At 48.6% G+C, this 18742-nt stretch carries 21 protein-coding genes; 19 read left to right on the top strand and 2 right to left on the bottom strand.

The genetic code is table 11. The annotated features are described in order from the left end of the window. The first annotated feature begins 148 nt into the window (after positions 1–148). From CHK_RS06010 to pyrE, 15 genes are all read left to right on the top strand, one after another. Positions 149–505 (top strand): ATP-binding protein, encoded by a 357-nt coding sequence (locus tag CHK_RS06010; RefSeq protein ID WP_160295600.1) that lies wholly within the window; start codon positions 149–151, stop codon positions 503–505. A gap of 80 nt (positions 506–585) precedes the next feature. Further along, the gene (locus CHK_RS06005) at positions 586–1788 is read left to right on the top strand and encodes an HlyD family efflux transporter periplasmic adaptor subunit (protein ID WP_046443110.1); all 1203 of its coding nucleotides are present in this window, start codon (positions 586–588) and stop codon (positions 1786–1788) included. Positions 1789–1792: 4 nt separating this feature from the next. Then, positions 1793–2479, top strand: coding sequence for a YggS family pyridoxal phosphate-dependent enzyme (locus tag CHK_RS06000; RefSeq protein ID WP_046443109.1), 687 nt, complete (start codon positions 1793–1795; stop codon positions 2477–2479). Between the two features lie 16 nt (positions 2480–2495). After that, on the top strand, positions 2496–2999 hold the full coding sequence (locus tag CHK_RS05995) for a cell division protein SepF (RefSeq protein WP_046443108.1): 504 nt from the start codon (positions 2496–2498) through the stop codon (positions 2997–2999). A gap of 30 nt (positions 3000–3029) precedes the next feature. Continuing rightward, positions 3030–3704 (top strand): DivIVA domain-containing protein, encoded by a 675-nt coding sequence (locus CHK_RS05990; protein ID WP_046443107.1) that lies wholly within the window; start codon positions 3030–3032, stop codon positions 3702–3704. A gap of 100 nt (positions 3705–3804) precedes the next feature. Next, a complete protein-coding gene (lspA, locus tag CHK_RS05985; RefSeq protein ID WP_046443106.1) occupies positions 3805–4293 on the top strand; it encodes a signal peptidase II in 489 nt (162 codons plus the stop codon). Continuing rightward, entirely contained in the window at positions 4274–5191 is a 918-nt protein-coding gene (locus tag CHK_RS05980; RefSeq protein ID WP_046443105.1) for an RluA family pseudouridine synthase, read from the top strand. Before lspA ends, CHK_RS05980 begins: the two co-directional genes overlap by 20 nt. Positions 5192–5489: 298 nt before the next feature. Continuing rightward, positions 5490–6062, top strand: coding sequence for a bifunctional pyr operon transcriptional regulator/uracil phosphoribosyltransferase PyrR (gene pyrR / locus CHK_RS05975; RefSeq protein WP_330379197.1), 573 nt, complete (start codon positions 5490–5492; stop codon positions 6060–6062). A gap of 68 nt (positions 6063–6130) precedes the next feature. Then, complete coding sequence (locus CHK_RS05970; RefSeq protein ID WP_046443103.1) at positions 6131–7453, top strand: uracil-xanthine permease family protein; 1323 nt, start codon at positions 6131–6133, stop codon at positions 7451–7453. Between the two features lie 53 nt (positions 7454–7506). After that, entirely contained in the window at positions 7507–8787 is a 1281-nt protein-coding gene (locus CHK_RS05965) for a dihydroorotase (RefSeq protein WP_046443102.1), read from the top strand. Continuing rightward, complete coding sequence (gene pyrF, locus CHK_RS05960) at positions 8768–9697, top strand: orotidine-5'-phosphate decarboxylase (RefSeq protein ID WP_046443101.1); 930 nt, start codon at positions 8768–8770, stop codon at positions 9695–9697. Before CHK_RS05965 ends, pyrF begins: the two co-directional genes overlap by 20 nt. A gap of 11 nt (positions 9698–9708) precedes the next feature. Next, a complete protein-coding gene (locus CHK_RS05955; RefSeq protein WP_235811567.1) occupies positions 9709–10773 on the top strand; it encodes a carbamoyl phosphate synthase small subunit in 1065 nt (354 codons plus the stop codon). Next, positions 10770–11543 carry a dihydroorotate dehydrogenase electron transfer subunit gene (locus CHK_RS05950; protein ID WP_046443099.1) on the top strand — a complete coding sequence of 258 codons (774 nt, stop codon included), beginning with the start codon at positions 10770–10772 and terminating at the stop codon, positions 11541–11543. The genes CHK_RS05955 and CHK_RS05950 overlap by 4 nt, the downstream gene beginning before the upstream one ends. After that, positions 11536–12447, top strand: coding sequence for a dihydroorotate dehydrogenase (locus tag CHK_RS05945; RefSeq protein WP_046443098.1), 912 nt, complete (start codon positions 11536–11538; stop codon positions 12445–12447). The genes CHK_RS05950 and CHK_RS05945 overlap by 8 nt, the downstream gene beginning before the upstream one ends. Positions 12448–12468: 21 nt before the next feature. Beyond that, entirely contained in the window at positions 12469–13053 is a 585-nt protein-coding gene (gene pyrE, locus CHK_RS05940; protein ID WP_046443154.1) for an orotate phosphoribosyltransferase, read from the top strand. Between the two features lie 45 nt (positions 13054–13098). On the opposite strand, the gene CHK_RS05935 is transcribed toward pyrE, so the two are convergent. Next, entirely contained in the window at positions 13099–13722 is a 624-nt protein-coding gene (locus CHK_RS05935) for a hypothetical protein (RefSeq protein ID WP_046443097.1), read from the bottom strand. Next, entirely contained in the window at positions 13719–15479 is a 1761-nt protein-coding gene (locus tag CHK_RS05930; protein WP_046443096.1) for an Rqc2 family fibronectin-binding protein, read from the bottom strand. Before CHK_RS05930 ends, CHK_RS05935 begins: the two co-directional genes overlap by 4 nt. Positions 15480–15576: 97 nt before the next feature. Between CHK_RS05930 and rph the strand changes: the two genes are divergently transcribed. From rph to CHK_RS05910, 4 genes are all read left to right on the top strand, one after another. Next, on the top strand, positions 15577–16302 hold the full coding sequence (gene rph, locus CHK_RS05925) for a ribonuclease PH (protein WP_046443095.1): 726 nt from the start codon (positions 15577–15579) through the stop codon (positions 16300–16302). Beyond that, positions 16299–16886 carry an XTP/dITP diphosphatase gene (locus tag CHK_RS05920; protein ID WP_046443094.1) on the top strand — a complete coding sequence of 196 codons (588 nt, stop codon included), beginning with the start codon at positions 16299–16301 and terminating at the stop codon, positions 16884–16886. Before rph ends, CHK_RS05920 begins: the two co-directional genes overlap by 4 nt. 5 nt (positions 16887–16891) lie before the next feature. Next, positions 16892–17368 carry a metallophosphoesterase gene (locus CHK_RS05915; protein WP_046443153.1) on the top strand — a complete coding sequence of 159 codons (477 nt, stop codon included), beginning with the start codon at positions 16892–16894 and terminating at the stop codon, positions 17366–17368. Between the two features lie 109 nt (positions 17369–17477). Next, positions 17478–18737, top strand: coding sequence for a chloride channel protein (locus tag CHK_RS05910; protein WP_046443093.1), 1260 nt, complete (start codon positions 17478–17480; stop codon positions 18735–18737). The last annotated feature ends 5 nt before the right edge of the window (positions 18738–18742 follow it).

Raw genomic sequence — 18742 nt, 5'->3', positions numbered from 1 at the left:
ACCGGCATGAAAATATCATCGTATTCACACAAAGTTCATACATTTTTTGTTAACGGACTGACTTCGAGGGGTAAATATGCCTCAAAAGATTCACAAGGTAGGGGTATGAAAATTGTTAATCAGAAAAAGACTTTTCAGTTTGGATGAATTGAACGACGCAGTAAAATCGGTCATTTTGGGAATCGAGGAGGAGAAACACCTGAACGACGAACAGATGTACCGTATCCGACTCATTCTGAGCGAGCTTGTAATGAATATTTTCAAATATTCGGATGCAAAAGAGGTTCGGTTGAGTGCAGAATACAAACAGAATAAGCTGCATATCGTGCTTGCGGACGATGGAAGCGGTTTTGAAGCGGGAAGCGTGATCAGGCGGGATATTAAGCAGCAGGAGGTTCTTTTAAAGGAAAATGGCAGGGGGGTTTACCTTGTCAGGATGATGACGGATACGCTTCGGTACAGCGAAGCGGGAAATGAAGTGGATGTGACATTAACGCTAGGATAATTCCTCTGAATGTGGTATAATACTAAAAAATATTGCATGAATGCAGTTACGTATTGATACCGACTGAAGAGGATGATTTTATGGCAACAGGCAGGAGGCCGCCAAGAAGGCGGGCCAATCCAAAATTTTATATTTTCATTGGAATCATAGCCGCTGCGGCGGTTGCGGCAATTTTTTTTCTGACCAACATCCAGACCGCAGTGGTGGAAGATGGGACGATTCCCTTTGAAACGACGGTTCCGGTTGTGGTTGTAAGGGACGAACAGATTATTACCGTTCCAAATTACGGAAAGGTGCAGTACATCGTACAGGAAGGAGAACGCGTAGAGGCGGAAACTCCTGTGGCGAATGTTTACAAATGGGGCTATAACGATCAGGTCATGAACGACCTGATTGAAATACAGACCAAAATAGAGCAGTATCAGCAAACGCAGCTTGAAAAAGCAGGCGGGGATGAGCAGCTGGCAAGCTATAATAGTCAGATCGCGCAGAAAACGGCAGAGGTTTCAGGCATAATAGGCGGAGCGGAGGGGAGTATCCTCACCGCGGAACGGGAGCTTAAAGACCTGATGGCGCAAAAGCAACAGTATTTGCGGGATACCGTAGCGGCCGATCAGCAGTTGCAGACCTATTACGATAAGGAAGAGCAGCTTAAAGCAAGGGTAGACAACGACTGGCTGGAGGTCATGAACGCACCGGCCGAGGGGGTTGTCAGTTTTTATTTTGACGGAATGGAAGGCACGCTCAATGCAGCGCGCATCAAAGAGATTACTTCTGCGGATGTTTTGGACGTATTGAACGGTACGACAAAAAGCCAGCAGGAGTCTTCGGATGAGGGCGCTGAAAAGCAGATTTATCGCCTCGTAAATAATTTCAAATGGTATCTGGTGGTGCGCAGCGATCAGGAAATACCGGAATTTGCAAATGATAACTCGTTTTCAATCGCATTTGACGATTACATCAGCAGGCAATATCAGGGGATTGTTGTTGGTAATGTAAAAGAAGAGGACGGTTACGTTTATGCAATCGAAATCGACGACGATATCGGAGAGCTGCTGAATGCGCGCAGGACAGACGCAAAGGTGTATACACAGTTTACAGGCTTGAAGGTGCCGGAAAAAGCCCTGCGGGAAGAGGATGGAGTGACCGGCGTGAACGTAGTTGTCGGACGGGAGAAAACATTTGTTCCGGTTACGGTGAAAATACAAAAGGACGGCAGCGCAATCGTTGTGCCGGTGGCGGAAAACAGTCCGCTGATGGCGAATCAGCACGTTGAGGTATAGCGGAATGGGACTTGTGGAAAATATTAAAATTGTAGAAGATAAAATAGCCCGGGCGGCAGAAAAGGCCGGTGTAAATCCGGATGGGATCGAGCTTGTGGCGGTATCGAAAACAGTGAATACAGACGTTGTAAAAGAGGCCTACGATGCGGGTTTGCGTACCTTTGGGGAAAATCGCGTGCAGGAACTCCTGAAAAAAGAGGAAATTTTGCCGCATGATATCAAATGGAATCTAATTGGACAGTTGCAAACGAACAAAGTTAAGTATATAATGGAAAATAAGGTATTTTTGGTACATTCCCTGGATCGATTTTCCCTCGCGCAGGAATTGCAAAAGGAATGCGTGAAAAAAGACGTGTCGGTTGATGCGCTCATGCAGGTGAATATTGCGAAAGAGGATACGAAATCCGGGCTTTTTCTGGAGGATGTGGATCCGTTTCTGGAAAGCATTGCCGGTTTTGACCGGATACGCCTTAAGGGGGTTATGACGATTGCGCCTTACACAGACGACCACGCTTATTTACGCGGGGTGTTCGCGCAGGCAAAGTCGCTTTTTGATTCATTAAAGAATCAATACCCGGCATTCGAATACCTGTCGATGGGCATGTCGAATGATTATGAAGATGCAATTTTGGAGGGGGCCAATATGGTGCGTGTAGGCACTGCCATATTCGGCGATAGAATCTATCAATAACTAGGAGGCTTACTTTATGGCTAAAATTGGAGACAAATTATTATCTTTTATCGGACTGGAGTCTACGGATGAGGAAGAGTACGACAACGAGTATGACGATCAGGACATGATGGAAGATGATTTGGATTTTCCGCCGGATGATTTTGTTGCTCCGGCTCCTGTGGAAGAAAAAAAATTCTCGAAGAAGAATAGAGGAGAGACGGCGAAAGTGGTTGGCATTCCGGATACAAGTAAAGTACGCGTTCTGATTTACAAACCGGTATCTTATGAAGATACGCAAAGCATTATCGATAATCTGAAGGAGAAAAAACCGATTATCGTAAATTTGGATGAGCTTGATACTGATGTGGCGCAGAGAATCCTTGATTTTGTAAGCGGCGCGGTATATGCGCTCAACGGCAATATCAGGAAAGCGGCAAGAAATATTTTTGTCGTAGCTCCTTATAATGTTGATGTTTCCACAAATGCGGCGGAGGCGATTGACGACTTTGGATTCAGCAGCTATTTGGAACGGGAATAACCGGAGACGGTATGATTGAGGTAATTGTGGATGAATATTACGCCTAAGGATATATTAGAAAAAGAATTTGGGAAAAAATTTAACGGATACGATCAGGAACAGGTCGATGAGTTTTTGGACGAAATCATCAAGCAGTTTGAATCCCTTTTGGAAGAGAACGAGAACGTGATTGCCAAAAATGAGGAGATGAAATCTGAGATTGCCAGGCTTAAGCTAAAGGCTGATAAGCTTGAGAATATCGAAGAAAAGCTGATGGCAACCGTTATTACAGCGCAAAGAAATGCAACAATGTATATTGAAAAAGCGGAAATTCAGGCACAAAAGATCATGGACGTTGCAAACCAGAATGCGAAAACCGTGATTGAGAGCACGCAGCTTCGAATGGAGGCCGCAAAGCAGGAAATCAAAAAATATGAAAAGCAGGTTGCGGATTATAAGCGGCGCTTCCGCCTGTTCCTGGAAGATCAGATGGCATATGCGGAATCCAAGCTGGAGAATGAAGACGTACTGGGACAGCAGGCGGCTGAAATCAGCCAGTCGATCAATAACCTCACAAACCAGATGATGGACATTGACAACGATTCACAGAATACCAGCATCCGCCTGAACGAAATATTGAGACAATCAAAAGATGAGACAGAGCATGATTTTAAGCAAAGTACTGCAAACCTGCAGGAAATTGTAAATGAAATCATAGACGACTGATAAAAATGTGAATACCGCCTGATCAGCAGGCGGTATTTTTTTTTCGCAAATTCTGTGATATGATAGTACGGTAAATGTATGTTACGGATGGGAGCATTTTATGATTTATGTAATTCTGATTGCGGCGATCCTTGTTGGAGACCAGGTTGCAAAGTATTTTACGGCGGCGAACCTTGCGGTAGGCCAGTCGGTAACGTTTATTCCAGGGTTTATGGATTTTACTTATGTGCAAAATACGGGGGCCGCGTTCAGTATGTTCAGCAATGCGACATGGCTGCTGGCGCTTTTATCCGGCATTATGGCAGTCGTCGTCATTTATCTGTTGTTTAAATTCAAAAAACGTCTCAACTCAAAGCTGTTCAATATCGCAATGGCGTTTATAGCTGCTGGCGCGATTGGAAACCTGATTGACCGTGTGGCGCATGGATTTGTGATCGATATGATGGAATTTACCTTTGTGAATTTTGCGGTATTCAACGTGGCGGATTGCTTTGTAACGTTTGGTGCGATTATGCTTGCGGTCTATATTCTGTGGTTTTGGGATAAGCACAAGAAAGCGGAGAAAAAGGATGCCGACGCTCAGGAATAAAGCGGAGGCGAACGGCTCCAAACGCCTCGACGCATATCTGGCTGAGGAATATCCGCAATATTCCCGCTCGTTTTTGAAGAACCTGACCTTGCAGGGGAATATCCTTTTGAATGGGAAACCGGCAAAAGCGGGGGCCAAGGTAAAAGCGGGCGACGAGATTGTGCTTGAAATACCCGAGGCGGAAGAAGTTTCAGTCAGGCCTGAGGATATTCCAATCAATATCATCTATCAGGACGAAGATATTGCCGTTGTAAACAAAGCGCAGGGCATGGTGACGCATCCGGCGCCGGGCAACTATGAAGGAACGCTCGTAAATGCGCTGATATACCATCTGAAGGACCTTTCGGGGATCAACGGGGAGCTTCGCCCGGGAATCGTACACCGGCTTGACAAGGATACGTCCGGCCTGCTCGTGATAGCGAAAAACGACGCGGCCCATAAAAGTCTCAGCGCACAGATCGCAGAAAAAAGTGCGAAACGGATTTATCTTGCGCTTGTCTATGGCAATATCAAATCGGATACGGGAACGATCAAAACGCAGATTGGCAGGGATCCGCGGGACCGCAAAAAGATGGCTGTGGTACGGGATGGACGCGAAGCAGTGACAAATTACAGGGTTCTTTGCCGTTATGATGGATATACGCTGGTGGAGTGCGCGCTGCAGACGGGGCGGACGCACCAGATACGCGTCCACCTCAAGCATATGGGGTTTCCTGTAGTCGGTGACCGTGTATATACAAAACAAACGGACAAATTCAGGCTGAATGGGCAGCTTTTGCACGCATATAAGCTGGAGCTTACGCACCCGCGGACAGGAGAGAGAATGAAGTTTTGCGCTCCGCTGCCGGACTATTTCAAAAAGGTGCTGCGATCTTTACAGAATAAAAACGAAGCGTAGCACACGTTGTGCGTATGAAACTGTTCTCTGTACAAGGTGAGTTGGGCCAAGGAGGCAAGAGGCGGCCACCGGGGGGAAGCAATATCCAGCAAATGTTGCCTGAGCAATAATTTGAGAAATTGTAACAAAAAAGTGTAAAAAGCGATTGAATCAGGATGCCAAATTTGCTATACTGGTTCATAGAGAAAATTATACCTTTAAACAGGTCCGTTGAGAGGCCGTAAGGTGACATAAGAAAGTTTTTGTGTGCCTTGCTGTGTCTTTTGGGGAAAAGATGTACCAAGGCTTTTTTTGTGGAATGATTGGGGAGAAGAACATGGAAGGCATCAAAAAAACGACGATTATGGATGCGGAAACGATGCAGCGTACATTAAAGCGCATTGCCCATCAGATCATTGAAAACACAGACGGCGCAAAAGAGCTCGTGTTTATCGGCATCGAGCGGCGCGGCGTTACGATTGCCCAGCGTATTGCAGGTTATGTTAAGGAATTTGAAGGCGTTGATATTGAAATCGGCACGCTTGACATTACTTTTTACCGGGATGACCTTTCCAAAAATTCGGATCAGCCGGTTGTAAATGAGTCTCATTTTGGTTTTAACGTAGACGGCAAAAAAATCATTCTGGTTGACGACGTTTTATATACAGGGCGTACCGCACGCGCTGCAATGGATGCGATTATGGATACAGGACGGCCACAGTTTATCAAGTTTGCAGTACTTGTGGATCGTGGCCACAGGGAGCTTCCAATCCGCGCAGATTTTGTAGGTAAAAACGTGCCGACCGCAACGCATGAGGTCATTTCCGTAAAGGTGACCGAATTTGACAATGAAGAAAGCGTAACGATCTGTGACCGTAAAAACGGCGACTAATCCTGTCCTTTTGTGGGCGGGCTTTTTTATACTATGGTTTCATCTATTTATTATTTGGGAGGTATCGTATGGACAAAACAATCGAACAACAGCAGCAGGGATTGGGTAAAAAAATGATCCTTGGCTTCCAGCATCTGTTCGCCATGTTTGGCGCGACTGTGCTGGTACCGCTCCTCACCGGACTGAATCCGGCAGTCGCAATTTGCTGCGCAGGAATTGGAACACTGATTTTCCACCTGATTACAAAGGGCAAAGTGCCTGTGTTCCTTGGCTCGAGCTTTGCATTCATTGGCGTGATCATCATCGTTGCAACGCAGATCAGCGGGGTGGATCCATCGGTAGAAGGGTTTCTTGCTTCGCCGGAATACCAGGCTGCGCTGCCGTATGTGGCAATCGGAATTATGTGTGCTGGCGCGCTGTACCTGATTTTAGCGCTGCTTGTGAAGCTTATTGGCGTAAAACGAGTCATGTCGATTTTCCCGCCTGTGGTGACCGGGCCGATGATTATGGTGATTGGACTGACGCTGGCGCCTACAGCCTTTAATAATATCATCACGGCTCCCGCTGCGGAGGGCGTGCCGGATATTCTGTGGCTTCGGTGGGTGATCGCGCTTATTGTCGTTGTGACAATGGTAGTAATTTCCATTTTTGCGAAGGGATTTTTCAAACTGGTACCGATCATCGTTGCGATCGCCGTCGGTTACGTTAGCGCGGCGCTGATGGGGCAAGTGGATTTCTCGGGATTCCAGAACGGGGCAAACCTTGGATTCCAGGTACCATCCTTCAATTTCTTCTTTACGCATGAGTTGAATCCGGCAGGAGTAATTACTTCGATTGCGATCATAGCGCCAACCGCAATCGTTACATTTATGGAGCACATTGGGGACATTACGACAAACGGCGCAGTTGTGGGTAAGAACTTCCTTGAAGATCCGGGCCTGCACAGAACGCTTGCGGGCGATGGGATCGCAACGATGGTTGCAGGGCTGCTCGGCGGACCGGCAAACACAACGTATGGCGAAAACACGGGCGTGCTGGCTGTGACCAAAAACTATAATCCGTCTACGCTTCGGATCGCTGCGGTATTTGCTATCATTATCAGTTTCTTTGGTATATTCACAGCCTTCCTTGGATCGATTCCGGGCGCTGTTATGGGCGGGGTATCGATCATGTTGTTTGGTATGATTGCAACGATTGGCTTACGTACGCTTGCAGAAGCAAAGCTGGACTTTTCGCACAGCCGCAACCTGATCATTGTATCGTTGATGCTGGTAATTGGCCTTGGGCTTTCCGGAGGCATCCAGTTCTCTGAATCCTTCACGCTCTCGAATATCTTCCTGAGCGCACTTGCAGGCATTATACTGAACCTGGTATTGCCGAAAAACATTTAACTTTAAGACCTGCGGGCGGGTTTTCCGCCCGTGGGCAATCATAAAGGAGAAACATGACCTTACTGATTAAAAATTGCACGATTGTGAATGCAGACGGGATGCAGCCTGATATGGATATTATGATCCGTGAAGGGCGCATTGCCGAAATAAATACGAATATAACGGAACGGGCAGGAGTGGAAATCGATGCGAAAGGATTATATGCCTTTCCGGGTTTTTTAGACCTGCATAGCCACCTGCGCGATCCGGGGCTTACACATAAAGAAGACATTGCGACGGGTACGAGGGCCGCTGCAGCGGGCGGTTATACAACGGTATGCTGTATGCCAAACACGAAGCCTGTGATTGACAGCGAGAAGACGGTCCGCTATATCATAGAAAAAGCAGAGAAGGAAGGATTTACGGACGTACTGCCGGTGGCCTGCATTACATGCGGTATGCAGGGCGGCGCATTGACGGACTTTGAAAAGCTGCGGGATGCGGGTGCAGTCGCGTTTTCAGACGACGGTTTGCCGGTTGCAGGGGATGAAGTCATTCTTTGCGCGATGGAGTATTCCAAAAAGCTTGGAATGCTTCTGATGCTGCACGAAGAAGACCTTGAACTGCGCGGACAGGGCGTTGTACATGATGGGGAAAATGCCAGAAAGGCCGGGCTTGCCGGTATACCGCGCGCAGTGGAGGAAAGTATGACGGCGCGCGATATCTTTTATGCGGAAAAGCTCGATGCTCCGATCCACATCTGCCATGTTTCAACGGCAGGCAGCGTGGAGCTTGTCCGCAGGGCAAAAAAGAGGGGCGTGCCTGTGACCTGTGAGACGGGGCCCCATTATTATTCCATCACTGACGAAAAAATAGCAGACCGGAACCCAAACGCAAAGGTAAATCCGCCATTGCGTGAAATGAGCGATCTGCTTGCAATACGGCAGGGAATCGCAGACGGCACGATCGATGCAATCGCAACGGACCACGCGCCGCACAGCGAACAGGAAAAGGCGCAGGAAATGGAAGCAGCGCCGTTTGGCATGATCGGTTTTGAAACAGCGTTTGCGCTTACGGTGACAAACCTGCTCGAAACGGGCGTGATCAGCCTTGAAGATATCGCCCGCTTATTAAGCAAAAGGCCTAATGAGCTGCTGAAAAGAGAGGGTGGAGAAATCAAAAAAAATGCCCCGGCAGACATTACATTATGCGACATCCAAGAGAAATTCGTGTATAATAAAGAAGAAATTGTTTCAAAGGCAAAAAACAGCCCGTTTCTGGGAATGGAGCTGAAAGGCCGGGTAAACTATACAATCAGGAAGGGGAGCATTACCTATGATAGACAGGCTCATTGAAGATATCGTAAGGAAACAGAGCCCAATTTGCGTAGGACTCGATACTAAATTTGATTATATTCCCGCGGATTTTTTGTCTCGCGAATATTCTATGAATCCGCTGCAATACGCTGCGTCGAATATTTTCCAGTATAATTGTACTTTGATTGACGCGATTGCGGACATCGTTCCCGCGGTCAAGGTGCAGGCCGCATATTATGAAATGTATGGCTGCGAGGGTATGAAGGCCTTCCACGATACGATTGTATATGCCAAAAATGCCGGACTTGTGGTGATCGCGGATGTGAAGAGAAACGATATCGGTGCGACTGCTACCGCATATTCGAGCGCATATCTTGGCAGGACAAAAATCGGGGATGAGGAAATTCCCGTATTTGACGCGGATTTCGCGACAGTGAACGGGTATCTTGGGACAGACGGTATCGCGCCGTTTGTGGAAGATTGTAAAAAGTACAAAAAGGGAATCTTCGTACTGGTTAAGACTTCCAACAAAAGCTCCGGAGAGCTGCAGGACCTCAAAATTGAGGGCAAAACGGTGTATGAACGCATGGCGGATTTTGTGGAGCAATGGGGCAGTGAATGCGTTGGAAAGTATGGCTTTTCTGCAGTAGGCGCCGTGATTGGCGCAACCTATCCGGAACAGGCCGAAAAGATACGCGAAGCGCATCCGGGACTCTTTGTACTGATACCCGGTTATGGCGCACAGGGCGGCAGCGCACAGGGGCTTGTGCCTAATTTTGATAAAAAGGGCCTCGGCGGAATCGTAAATAATTCCCGGGCGATTTTAACAGCATACCAAAATGAAAAATATGCGGGAATGCAGTTTGACATCGCGGCGCGGGAAGCGACGCTCAATATGCAACGCGATATACTCGATACATTTGACAAAAATGGAATCGCTTATGAATGAGGGGTAAAGTAATGGCGTATCTGACACTGGAAGATGGAACGATCTTCAAAGGGGAAGCCTTTGGAGCGAAAATCGATATTATGGGCGAGGTTGTGTTTAATACGGGCATGACGGGATATCAGGAGGTGCTCACCGATCCGTCCTATTGCGGGCAGATCGTGACAATGACGTATCCGCTGATTGGCAATTACGGCATCGATGAAGAAATTTCGGAATCGGCAGGGCCGAATGTACGTGCGTTTGTCATGCGCGAAATGTGTATGCAGCCTTCTAATTGGAACTGTAAGGAGACACTTCAGGAATACCTTGAAAAATATAATGTCGTAGGCCTGGCGGGAATAGATACACGCGAGCTGACGCGGAAAATAAGGGATAAGGGAACCATGCACGGCATCATAACACAGGTGCCGCCGTCTGTTCACCAGATTGAAGAGATGCAGGCTTATGAATTTGAAAAGCCTGTGGAAGCAATGACCTGCAAAGAAAAATATCAATATTGTGACGGCACGAGAAAGCTTGCGGTGCTTGACTTCGGACTCAAAAGAAACATCCTGCGCAGCCTGGCAAAGCGCGACTGCGCGCTTACGGTTTTTCCGGCGCTTACACCGCCGGAGGAGATATTGAAGGGCGGATACGACGGCCTGATGCTGACAAATGGTCCGGGAAATCCCAAGGATAATCCGCAGATTATTGAGAATTTGAAAAAACTGATCGGAGAGCTTCCGATTTTTGGAATTTGTCTTGGGCACCAGCTTGTAGCGCTCGCAATGGGGGCGGATACGGAAAAGCTGAAATATGGACACCGCGGCGCAAACCACCCTGTGAAGGATATGCAGAAAAACAAGGTGTATATCACGTCGCAGAACCATGGCTATACGATCATGAGCCGTTCGCTGCCGGGATGCGCTGTGGTTTCGCATAAAAACTGGAACGACCAGACAATCGAAGGCGTAAAGTATATCGGATATCCGATGTTCACGGTGCAGTTTCATCCGGAAGCGGCGCCGGGGCCGGAGGATACCGCATATCTGTTTGACGAATATATAGAATTGATAGACAGGAACAGGAAGATATGATCAAAAAGCATACGACGGAAAGGGTACTAAGCAATGAACTCATTGCACAGAATACCTATTTGATGAAGCTTACATGCAGCGAGGATGCGATGCGGTTTTACAGGCCGGGGCAGTTTGCGCATATAGAGATACCGCACGCGCGTGAGCTTCTTTTAAGAAGGCCGATTAGTATTAATTATGTGGATTTTGAAAAAAAAGAGGTACATATTGCCTATAATGCCATTGGCAAGGGAACAAAGCTGCTTTCTCTGGTGCGCCCGGGAGATACGCTTGATGTGCTCATGCCTATGGGGAACGGTTTTATGCTCAAGGATGATATGAAAAAGGTATGGCTGATCGGCGGAGGGATCGGCATCGCTCCGTTAAAGTCGTTATCCTGTAAATATCCGGACAGGGAATATACCGCTTTTCTGGGGTATCGGTCCAAAGAATGCGTATACCAGATACAGGATTTTGAAAGCTTTGCAACAACCCATGTGGCGACGGATGACGGGACATTCGGCGTCGCCGGGTTTTGTACAAATCTCCTTGCGGATGAACTCAGCAAGGATAAGCCGGACGTAATCCTTGCGTGCGGCCCGTTGGTATTTTTCAGGACGCTTGCCAGGGTGATCGGCGACGTACCGGCTTTCGTATCCATGGAGCAGCATATGGGCTGTGGAACAGGCGGCTGCGCAACATGCGTGTGCAAGATAGGCGGCGAATACAAAAAGGTGTGTACGCAGGGACCGGTATTTGACATCAGGGAGGTTGACGCGCTTTATGAATGATATGAGAGTGAATATTGCGGGGGTAGAACTTAAAAATCCTGTTATCACGGCGTCGGGAACCTTTGGCTTTGCAGAGGAATACGGGCTGCATATGGATGTCGCAAAGCTTGGCGCCTTTACGTTAAAGGCGCTTACCAGAGAAAGCAGGCTTGGAAATCCGCCGGTGCGAATTGCGGAGACAGCAAGCGGAGCGCTCAACTCTGTCGGTTTGCAGAATCCGGGAGTGGATGAGTTTTTGCGGACGATCTACCCAAGGATACGTAAGATCGATACGGTAAAGATAGCGAACATAGCAGGCGCGTGCGTGGAGGATTATGTTTACGTAGCGGAAAAGCTCAACGATACGGACATAGAGCTTTACGAGGTGAACGTTTCCTGCCCAAATGTAAAGCATGGCGGTGTGAATTTTGGCACAGACGCCCGGACATTGCGCGGCGTGGTGGAGGAAGTGAAAAAAGTATCAAAAAAGCCGCTGATCGTGAAGCTGACGCCTAATGTAACGAAAATTACGGATATGGCAAAAGCAGCAGTGGATGGAGGAGCGGATGCGCTTTCCCTGATTAATACCATTACAGGAATGGCGATCAATGCGCGCACGCGCAGGCCTGTCCTTGCAAACGTGACGGGAGGCCTGTCCGGACCGGCAATCAAACCGGTTGCGCTTCGTATGGTATGGGAAGTATTCCAGGCCGGGCTTTCTGTGCCGATCATCGGTATGGGCGGCATCATGACGGGCGAAGACGCCGCGGAGTTTATGGTTGCAGGCGCTGACGCAGTGATGGTGGGAACGGCGACCATGCGTAATCCCTCCGCATCGGTAGAAATCGCCGAAGAGCTCGAGCGCTTTGCGCAAGAGCTGGGAACTGAAAAAATTACAGAGCTTACGGGAACGCTGAATATATAAAGGAAAGGAAAAAGCATTATGATGACAAGAGAAGAGATCATTGCTGTATTCAAAGAAAAAGAGGTGATGCTGGAGGGGCATTTTCTGCTGACCTCAGGGAGGCATTCCGATAAATATATGCAGTGTGCAAAGCTGTTCCAGTATCCGGATGTTTCAGAAATGATTTGCCGGCAGTTGGCGGAGCAGTTTTCAGATATGGATATCGACCTTGTGGTGGGGCCAGCAGTTGGCGGTATCATTATGGCATACGAAATGTCGCGCCAGCTTGGCGTAAAGAACATATTTGCGGAACGCGAAAATGGGAAAATGACACTGCGCAGGGGCTTTGAGGTTCCAAAAGGCGCGAAAATACTCGTTACGGAGGATGTTGTGACTACCGGCGGCTCTGTGAAAGAGGTTATTGAGCTTCTGGATGGAATGGGCGCACAGGTGATGGCTGTGGGCAGCGTTGTAGACAGGAGCGCTGGAAAAGTCGATTTTGGCGTGCCGTTCCGCGCAGTGCTTTCCATGGAAGTAAAATCGTATGAAGCGGACGAATGCCCGATTTGTAAAACGGGCGCGCAGCTTGTGAAGCCGGGCAGCAGGAAGCTTCCACAGGCTAAATAATAAAACAGGGGCGTAAGTAACGCCCCGCGATTGACCGGTTTTCGATTACGGACGCGGCAAAAGCCCGTCCGTTTTTGATTTCTCAAAGTGCTCGAGCGGAAGCTCGCGATGCCACCGCAGGTATTTGTGCAGCCATTTGTTGAACGGCCAGATCCCATCGACACGGGCGGGGATATCGCTGCGAAAACACAGGGACTTCTCATACAAATGAAGATCCATATAACCATTTCCGCCGCCTTTTTCTTCCCCTAGGTCAACGAGGAAACCGCGTATCTCGCGTCCCAAAAGGTTATCTCCGCAGATTTTGCAGTATTTACGGGTAAGGACGGTAGGGGGAATCCTGCGGCGGATGATGGACGTGATATGGAAATCACCTTCATAATATGCGCGCGTGGTTCCGTCCGGGTAATCCACATAGGCGATCAGCTTTTTGAGTACGTCCCCGTCATACCATAAAAACATTGTGTCGTTCACCTGCACGTACTCCCATTTCACACCGACGGGCGTCATTTGCAGGCGAAAACGGTTCTTGTTGGAAAGGGAATACCATCCGTTTGGGGAATGACCGCGTTTGATGATATATTTATCATGGATGACCTTGTTCTGATTTTCATTGCGGTCACAGCCTGCATTGATAAAAAGGTCGTAAATCTGGTCCTGCAAATTCATTCGTTTTCTTCCTCCGGAATGCGCCGCGTACCGTTTGCCGCATCTACGTAAACAGTGAAATAATCGTCATAGATCACTTTGCCCGGGCGTGCGGCCGGCGGTTTTTTGATGTTTTTGCGCTGGGTATAATCCACAGCGGTTTTACCGGATTGCCGTGCGCGGGAATGCGCCGCGGCAAGCTCTGCCGCCATAACGACTGTCTCATCGTCAATATCGTTAAGATCGGTTCCGCCGGTTACCAGAAGCACATGGGAGCCGGGCGTTTTCTGCGCGTGGAACCAGATATCGTCTTTGGCTGCGTCGCGCATGGTAAGCTGCTCGTTTTGCCGGTCGTTTTTGCCCACAAATATTTCATAACCGGTGGGGGAAACATAGTGGAGGGGATGGGATTGTATCTCAGGCTCCTTTTTATTTTTAGGCGGAGGCGCAAGATAACCGGCGCGTACGAGCGTAAGCCTGATTTCGCTGATCTCGTCCGTTGAGCGGGCATTTTCCGTAAAGTGGAGCACACCCTCCAAAAATTCCTGTTCTTCACGTGCGTCGGCAAGCTTTTTTTGATTGATCAGGGCTGCCGTTTTGAGCTTTCCGATCTTTTTATACAGCTTTTGCGCCGTCTCCTGAGGGCTGCGCGAAACATCCAGCGCGACTGATACATTCTCCCCGGTTTCATAATCCACGGCTTCAAAGGATTGCATTCCTTTTTTCAGGCGATAGATATTGGCGGTGATAAGGTCGGCACGTTTTTGCAGCTTTTCCGCTTTAGCAACGTCGCGCAGCGTAGCCTCATAAACGCCGATCAGCTTCAAAAGCTTGGCGTAAATTTTGTGCACCGTTTTATAAAGCGCGTCGCGTTGCTGCGTCATCCGGAAAATCATAAGTCGCTTGCTGTAATAATAATCAAGCATTTCGTTGACCGTAGCAAAGCTTTTGCGCGTTTGCTCCGGGTAGGTCTCATAAGGGACGCAGGAAAAAAACACCGGAAGCATGTCCGCATTTCTTTGTATACACGGTAAGGGATGCGCCACAGCATTTGTCAAAAAGTCGTGCAGCGCCCGCGCGATACGCTCAAGCTGTTTGCCACAGAGCGCGCCTGTCATCGTCTCGTCAATACCGGCGCGGTACAGTACCTCCTGTGCGGTCTGCAGGGAGATTCCGTCAAAAACGCTTACAATATGGGAAACAATTTTGGTATCACGTTTTGTGTGCAGCGCCTCGGTGAGCGTTCCAAGGGAAAGCGTAAGGGGATTGAGCTTTTCCTGCGGGGGATCGTCGTATACAGCGCCGGGTAAAATCTGGCGCTTGCTGCTTACATCCACAGAAACCCTGCGGATGCTGTCCAGAATCCGGTTTTCCGCATTAACAAGGATAATGTTGGAATACTTCCCCATGATCTCCACGATTAGCCTGAGCGTTATGGGATGGAGCATTTCATCCTTTGTCTCCAGCGTGAAGACGACAACACGGTCGAGGCCCCGCTGCGTTATATCTGCGATATGCGCGCCCGTAAGGTATTTGCGCAGGAACATACAGAAGGCAGGCGGCACCTTGGGATTCTCTTTTGTATGGCTGGTAAGGTAAAGGGAACAATCTCCCGCATCTGCTGAAATGGTAAGCCTCAGCGTACCTTCAGCGGCGGAGTAAAGCTGGAAAACCAGTTCCTCCTTGCCGGGCATCAGCACCTTTTGTATTTTTGCGTCCCGGCATTTTTCCTGCAATTCTGCAACGCAGGTATATAAAGTAAGACCGTCAAGCGTCATAAAAAACCTCCTTATACAGACGTGTTTATTATACCACATAATTGAATGCGTGTAGGAATTGTGTTAAAATGAAAAAATCGGATCAGAGGAGAAACGAATGAGAGACGACAAAAGAAAACTGGATGAGTTACGTCCGCTTACAATCAGGACGAATGTAATCAACAATGCGCATGGCAGCGTATTGATCAGTACGGGAAATACGCAGGTGCTGTGTACAGCTATGCTCGAGCCGGAGGTTCCGCCTTTTCTTGCTGGAACAGGGAAGGGCTGGCTGACGGCCGAGTACTCTATGCTGCCGGCGTCCACCCCGGGAAGAAAAAAACGCGACGGGATGAAAAAAGACGGCAGGGGCGTCGAGATACAGCGCCTGATAGGCCGTTCCCTGCGAAGCGTGTGTGATTTTGAGGATATGGGAGAATACACGATTTTTGTGGATTGCGACGTTTTGAACGCGGATGGCGGCACAAGGACAGCCTCGATCAGCGGAGCGTTTGTTGCCGTTGCGCTATGTGTTGAAAGGGCAATCGGGGAAGGCGTATTGCAAAGGTCGCCGCTCAAAAAGCATATTGCCGCGGTATCTGCAGGCATCGTTGGCGACGTGCCGATGCTTGACCTTTGCTACAGCGAGGACAGCAGTGCGCAGGCAGATATGAATATGATTTCCGCGTCGGACGGAAACATTGGGGAAATACAGGTTTGCGGAGAAAAACGCACCATCACGGAAGAGGAATTTTCCAAGCTGATGCGTTTGTGCAAAAAGGGAATCGGTGAAATAATCGACGCCCAAAAACAGGTGTTGAAGGAAGAGGGGATCACGATATGAAACGATTGATTATTGCGACAAACAACCAGGGAAAGGTACGGGAAATCAAAGCGATCCTGAGTGGCTTTTATGATGAAATCCTATCACTGAAGGATGCGGGGATCAATCATGACGTAGTAGAGGATGGAAACAGCTTCCATGAAAACGCGCGTAAAAAGGCTGTGGAGATCAGCGAAATGGTGGATGGCGACGTGCTGGCGGATGATTCGGGTTTGTGTGTGGAAGCGCTGGACGGAGCGCCGGGCATCTATTCGGCACGGTTTTCCGGCGAAGGGGCAAACGATGAAAAAAACAATGCAAAGCTTCTTTCGCTGGTAAAGGATAAAGAAAACCGTAGGGCATGGTTTGTATGCGCGCTTGTTCTTGCAAACGGTGGGAAGGAGAAGCTGTACGTTGAAGAGAAAGCGGAAGGCCGCATTATCGACGAACCAAAAGGAGAGAACGGCTTTGGATACGATCCGCTGTTTTATGTGGAGGAATACGGACAAACATTTGCGGAGATTCCCGCAGAGATAAAGAACAAAATCAGCCACCGGGCCAAGGCGCTTGGAAAATTGCAGGAAGAGGTTGGCAGGATACAGTGAAAAAGATGGTGCGCGCGCTTGTTTTAAGCGATACGCATGGGAACAAAGGCGTAATAGACCGTGCGCTGCGGCAGTTTGCCGATTTCGATTATATTTTCCACTTGGGGGATAATATCAGCGACGCGCGTTATATAGAGCAAAATACGCGGGCTATCGTGATTGCGGTGAAAGGCAACTGCGACATGGGCGACGCGGGAAACGATACAGAGCAGGTCGTTTTGTGCGGCCAAAAGATCATTTTGACACACGGGCATCTTTTAAAGGTCAAATATTCGTATGACAGGGCCTTCTACTATGCGCAGGAGCAGGGAGCAAAGGCGATATTATTTGGACATACCCACCAGCCGTATTGTGAGTTTGAGGATGGGATATGGCTGGTGAACCCGGGTAGCGCAGGTTGCTCCTATGATGGGATAGAACGCGCCGCGACGCTGATGATTGGCGAGGTTGGGGTAATCCCAAAGCTGCGCATCATTGACTGATGAAAAGTAAAAACATCCGGTTTTGAAACCGGATGTTTTTTTCGTGTTTTTTCGGAAACTGTTTTCAGCTTGTTTATCCGGGTTAACTTAAAGATAACGGAGTAAGGGTATGGCAGGAAAACAATCCGAAAATAAATCTGGGTTTGCCGCATACGTAAAAACTTTTTTGAAATGGGTTTTGTATGCGGGCGTAATCGGGATCGCGGTTGGAATACTGGGATCTTTGTTTGCGATGCTCATCAATACCAGCTCGGGATTTTTCCTGGAGCATAACTGGATCATATGGCTGCTGCCGGCAGGTGGGGTATTGATCACGCTGCTTTACCGCTGGGGTAAGAAAAGCCATGATAATGGAACGGATACCGTCATACAGTCTGTACGGAATTCAGACAGGATTCCTGCGGTTATGGTACCGCTGATTTTTATAAGCACCCTCATAACACGGTTGTTTGGCGGATCGGTTGGCACGGAAGGCGCTGCGATCCAGCTTGGCGGAGGCCTGTCTTCATCGATTGGAAAATGGCTTCATATGAACGATCAGGAAGAAAAGATCGTGATCATGTGCGGAATCAGCGCCGGATTTTCCGCCGTCGTGGGAACCCCCATGACTTCGATTATCCTCGCCATTGAGCTTGCAGGCGTGGGTGTGATGTTTTATTCGGCGATCCTGCCCTGCACGCTATCGTCAATCATTGCGTTTGGGATTGCGCAGATGTTTCATGTCGATTTTCCCCAGTATCAGGTCACAGGCCTGCCTGCGCTCGATGTTGTCTCCTGCGTGCAGGTTATCCTGCTTGCAGCGATGGGAGGGCTTGTCAGCATCCTTTTGTGCGCGTCCCTGCGAACGAGCAAGATGCTATATCAAAAAGCATTTCCAAATAAGGCCATAAGGGCTGCCGCGGGCGGATTTATCATCGTAGGCCTGACTTACCTTGTCGGAAGCAATCTTTACAATGGGGATAGCCTTCCGCTGATTGGAACAGCGGTTGCAAACGCGGCGGGAGGGCAGGAGTTTTTGCTGAAAATACTTTTTACCGTTGTAACGATTGGAGCGGGCTTTAAAGGCGGAGAGATTGTTCCAACGCTTGTAATCGGCGCAACCTTTGGAAGCTTCGCAGGGGAGCTTATGGGGCTTTCTCCGTCGTTTGGCGCGGCAATCGGCCTTGTTTCCGTGTTTTGCGGAGCAATCAACAGCCCAATGACGGCATTCGTGATCGGCATTGAACTTTTTGGTGCAAACGGGGCTTTGTTCTATCTGATCGCCTGTGCGCTTGGATATGTGTGTTCGGGATATTTTGGATTGTATCCCAGCCAGAAAATATGGTTCGATAAGCTCAGCCATAAGTTTATTAAAAAAAATGCGGAATAGAAAAG

The sequence above is a fragment of the Christensenella hongkongensis genome (genome assembly GCF_000981035.1).
GTDB lineage: Bacteria > Bacillota > Clostridia > Christensenellales > Christensenellaceae > Christensenella > Christensenella hongkongensis.
This window is presented reverse-complemented; position numbering and strand designations above follow the sequence as displayed.

Excerpts from the sequence above, each read along its gene's own strand:
- CHK_RS06005 (WP_046443110.1), top strand. The coding sequence starts at position 586 with ATGGCAACAGGCAGGAGGCCGCCAAGAAGGCGGGCCAATCCAAAATTT.
- CHK_RS06000 (WP_046443109.1), top strand. The coding sequence starts at position 1,793 with ATGGGACTTGTGGAAAATATTAAAATTGTAGAAGATAAAATAGCCCGG.
- CHK_RS05995 (WP_046443108.1), top strand. The coding sequence starts at position 2,496 with ATGGCTAAAATTGGAGACAAATTATTATCTTTTATCGGACTGGAGTCT.
- CHK_RS05990 (WP_046443107.1), top strand. The coding sequence starts at position 3,030 with ATGAATATTACGCCTAAGGATATATTAGAAAAAGAATTTGGGAAAAAA.
- lspA (WP_046443106.1), top strand. The coding sequence starts at position 3,805 with ATGATTTATGTAATTCTGATTGCGGCGATCCTTGTTGGAGACCAGGTT.
- CHK_RS05980 (WP_046443105.1), top strand. The coding sequence starts at position 4,274 with ATGCCGACGCTCAGGAATAAAGCGGAGGCGAACGGCTCCAAACGCCTC.
- pyrR (WP_330379197.1), top strand. The coding sequence starts at position 5,490 with ATGATTGGGGAGAAGAACATGGAAGGCATCAAAAAAACGACGATTATG.
- CHK_RS05970 (WP_046443103.1), top strand. The coding sequence starts at position 6,131 with ATGGACAAAACAATCGAACAACAGCAGCAGGGATTGGGTAAAAAAATG.
- CHK_RS05965 (WP_046443102.1), top strand. The coding sequence starts at position 7,507 with ATGACCTTACTGATTAAAAATTGCACGATTGTGAATGCAGACGGGATG.
- pyrF (WP_046443101.1), top strand. The coding sequence starts at position 8,768 with ATGATAGACAGGCTCATTGAAGATATCGTAAGGAAACAGAGCCCAATT.
- CHK_RS05955 (WP_235811567.1), top strand. The coding sequence starts at position 9,709 with ATGGCGTATCTGACACTGGAAGATGGAACGATCTTCAAAGGGGAAGCC.
- CHK_RS05950 (WP_046443099.1), top strand. The coding sequence starts at position 10,770 with ATGATCAAAAAGCATACGACGGAAAGGGTACTAAGCAATGAACTCATT.
- CHK_RS05945 (WP_046443098.1), top strand. The coding sequence starts at position 11,536 with ATGAATGATATGAGAGTGAATATTGCGGGGGTAGAACTTAAAAATCCT.
- pyrE (WP_046443154.1), top strand. The coding sequence starts at position 12,469 with ATGACAAGAGAAGAGATCATTGCTGTATTCAAAGAAAAAGAGGTGATG.
- CHK_RS05935 (WP_046443097.1), bottom strand. The coding sequence starts at position 13,722 with ATGAATTTGCAGGACCAGATTTACGACCTTTTTATCAATGCAGGCTGT.
- CHK_RS05930 (WP_046443096.1), bottom strand. The coding sequence starts at position 15,479 with ATGACGCTTGACGGTCTTACTTTATATACCTGCGTTGCAGAATTGCAG.
- rph (WP_046443095.1), top strand. The coding sequence starts at position 15,577 with ATGAGAGACGACAAAAGAAAACTGGATGAGTTACGTCCGCTTACAATC.
- CHK_RS05920 (WP_046443094.1), top strand. The coding sequence starts at position 16,299 with ATGAAACGATTGATTATTGCGACAAACAACCAGGGAAAGGTACGGGAA.
- CHK_RS05915 (WP_046443153.1), top strand. The coding sequence starts at position 16,892 with ATGGTGCGCGCGCTTGTTTTAAGCGATACGCATGGGAACAAAGGCGTA.
- CHK_RS05910 (WP_046443093.1), top strand. The coding sequence starts at position 17,478 with ATGGCAGGAAAACAATCCGAAAATAAATCTGGGTTTGCCGCATACGTA.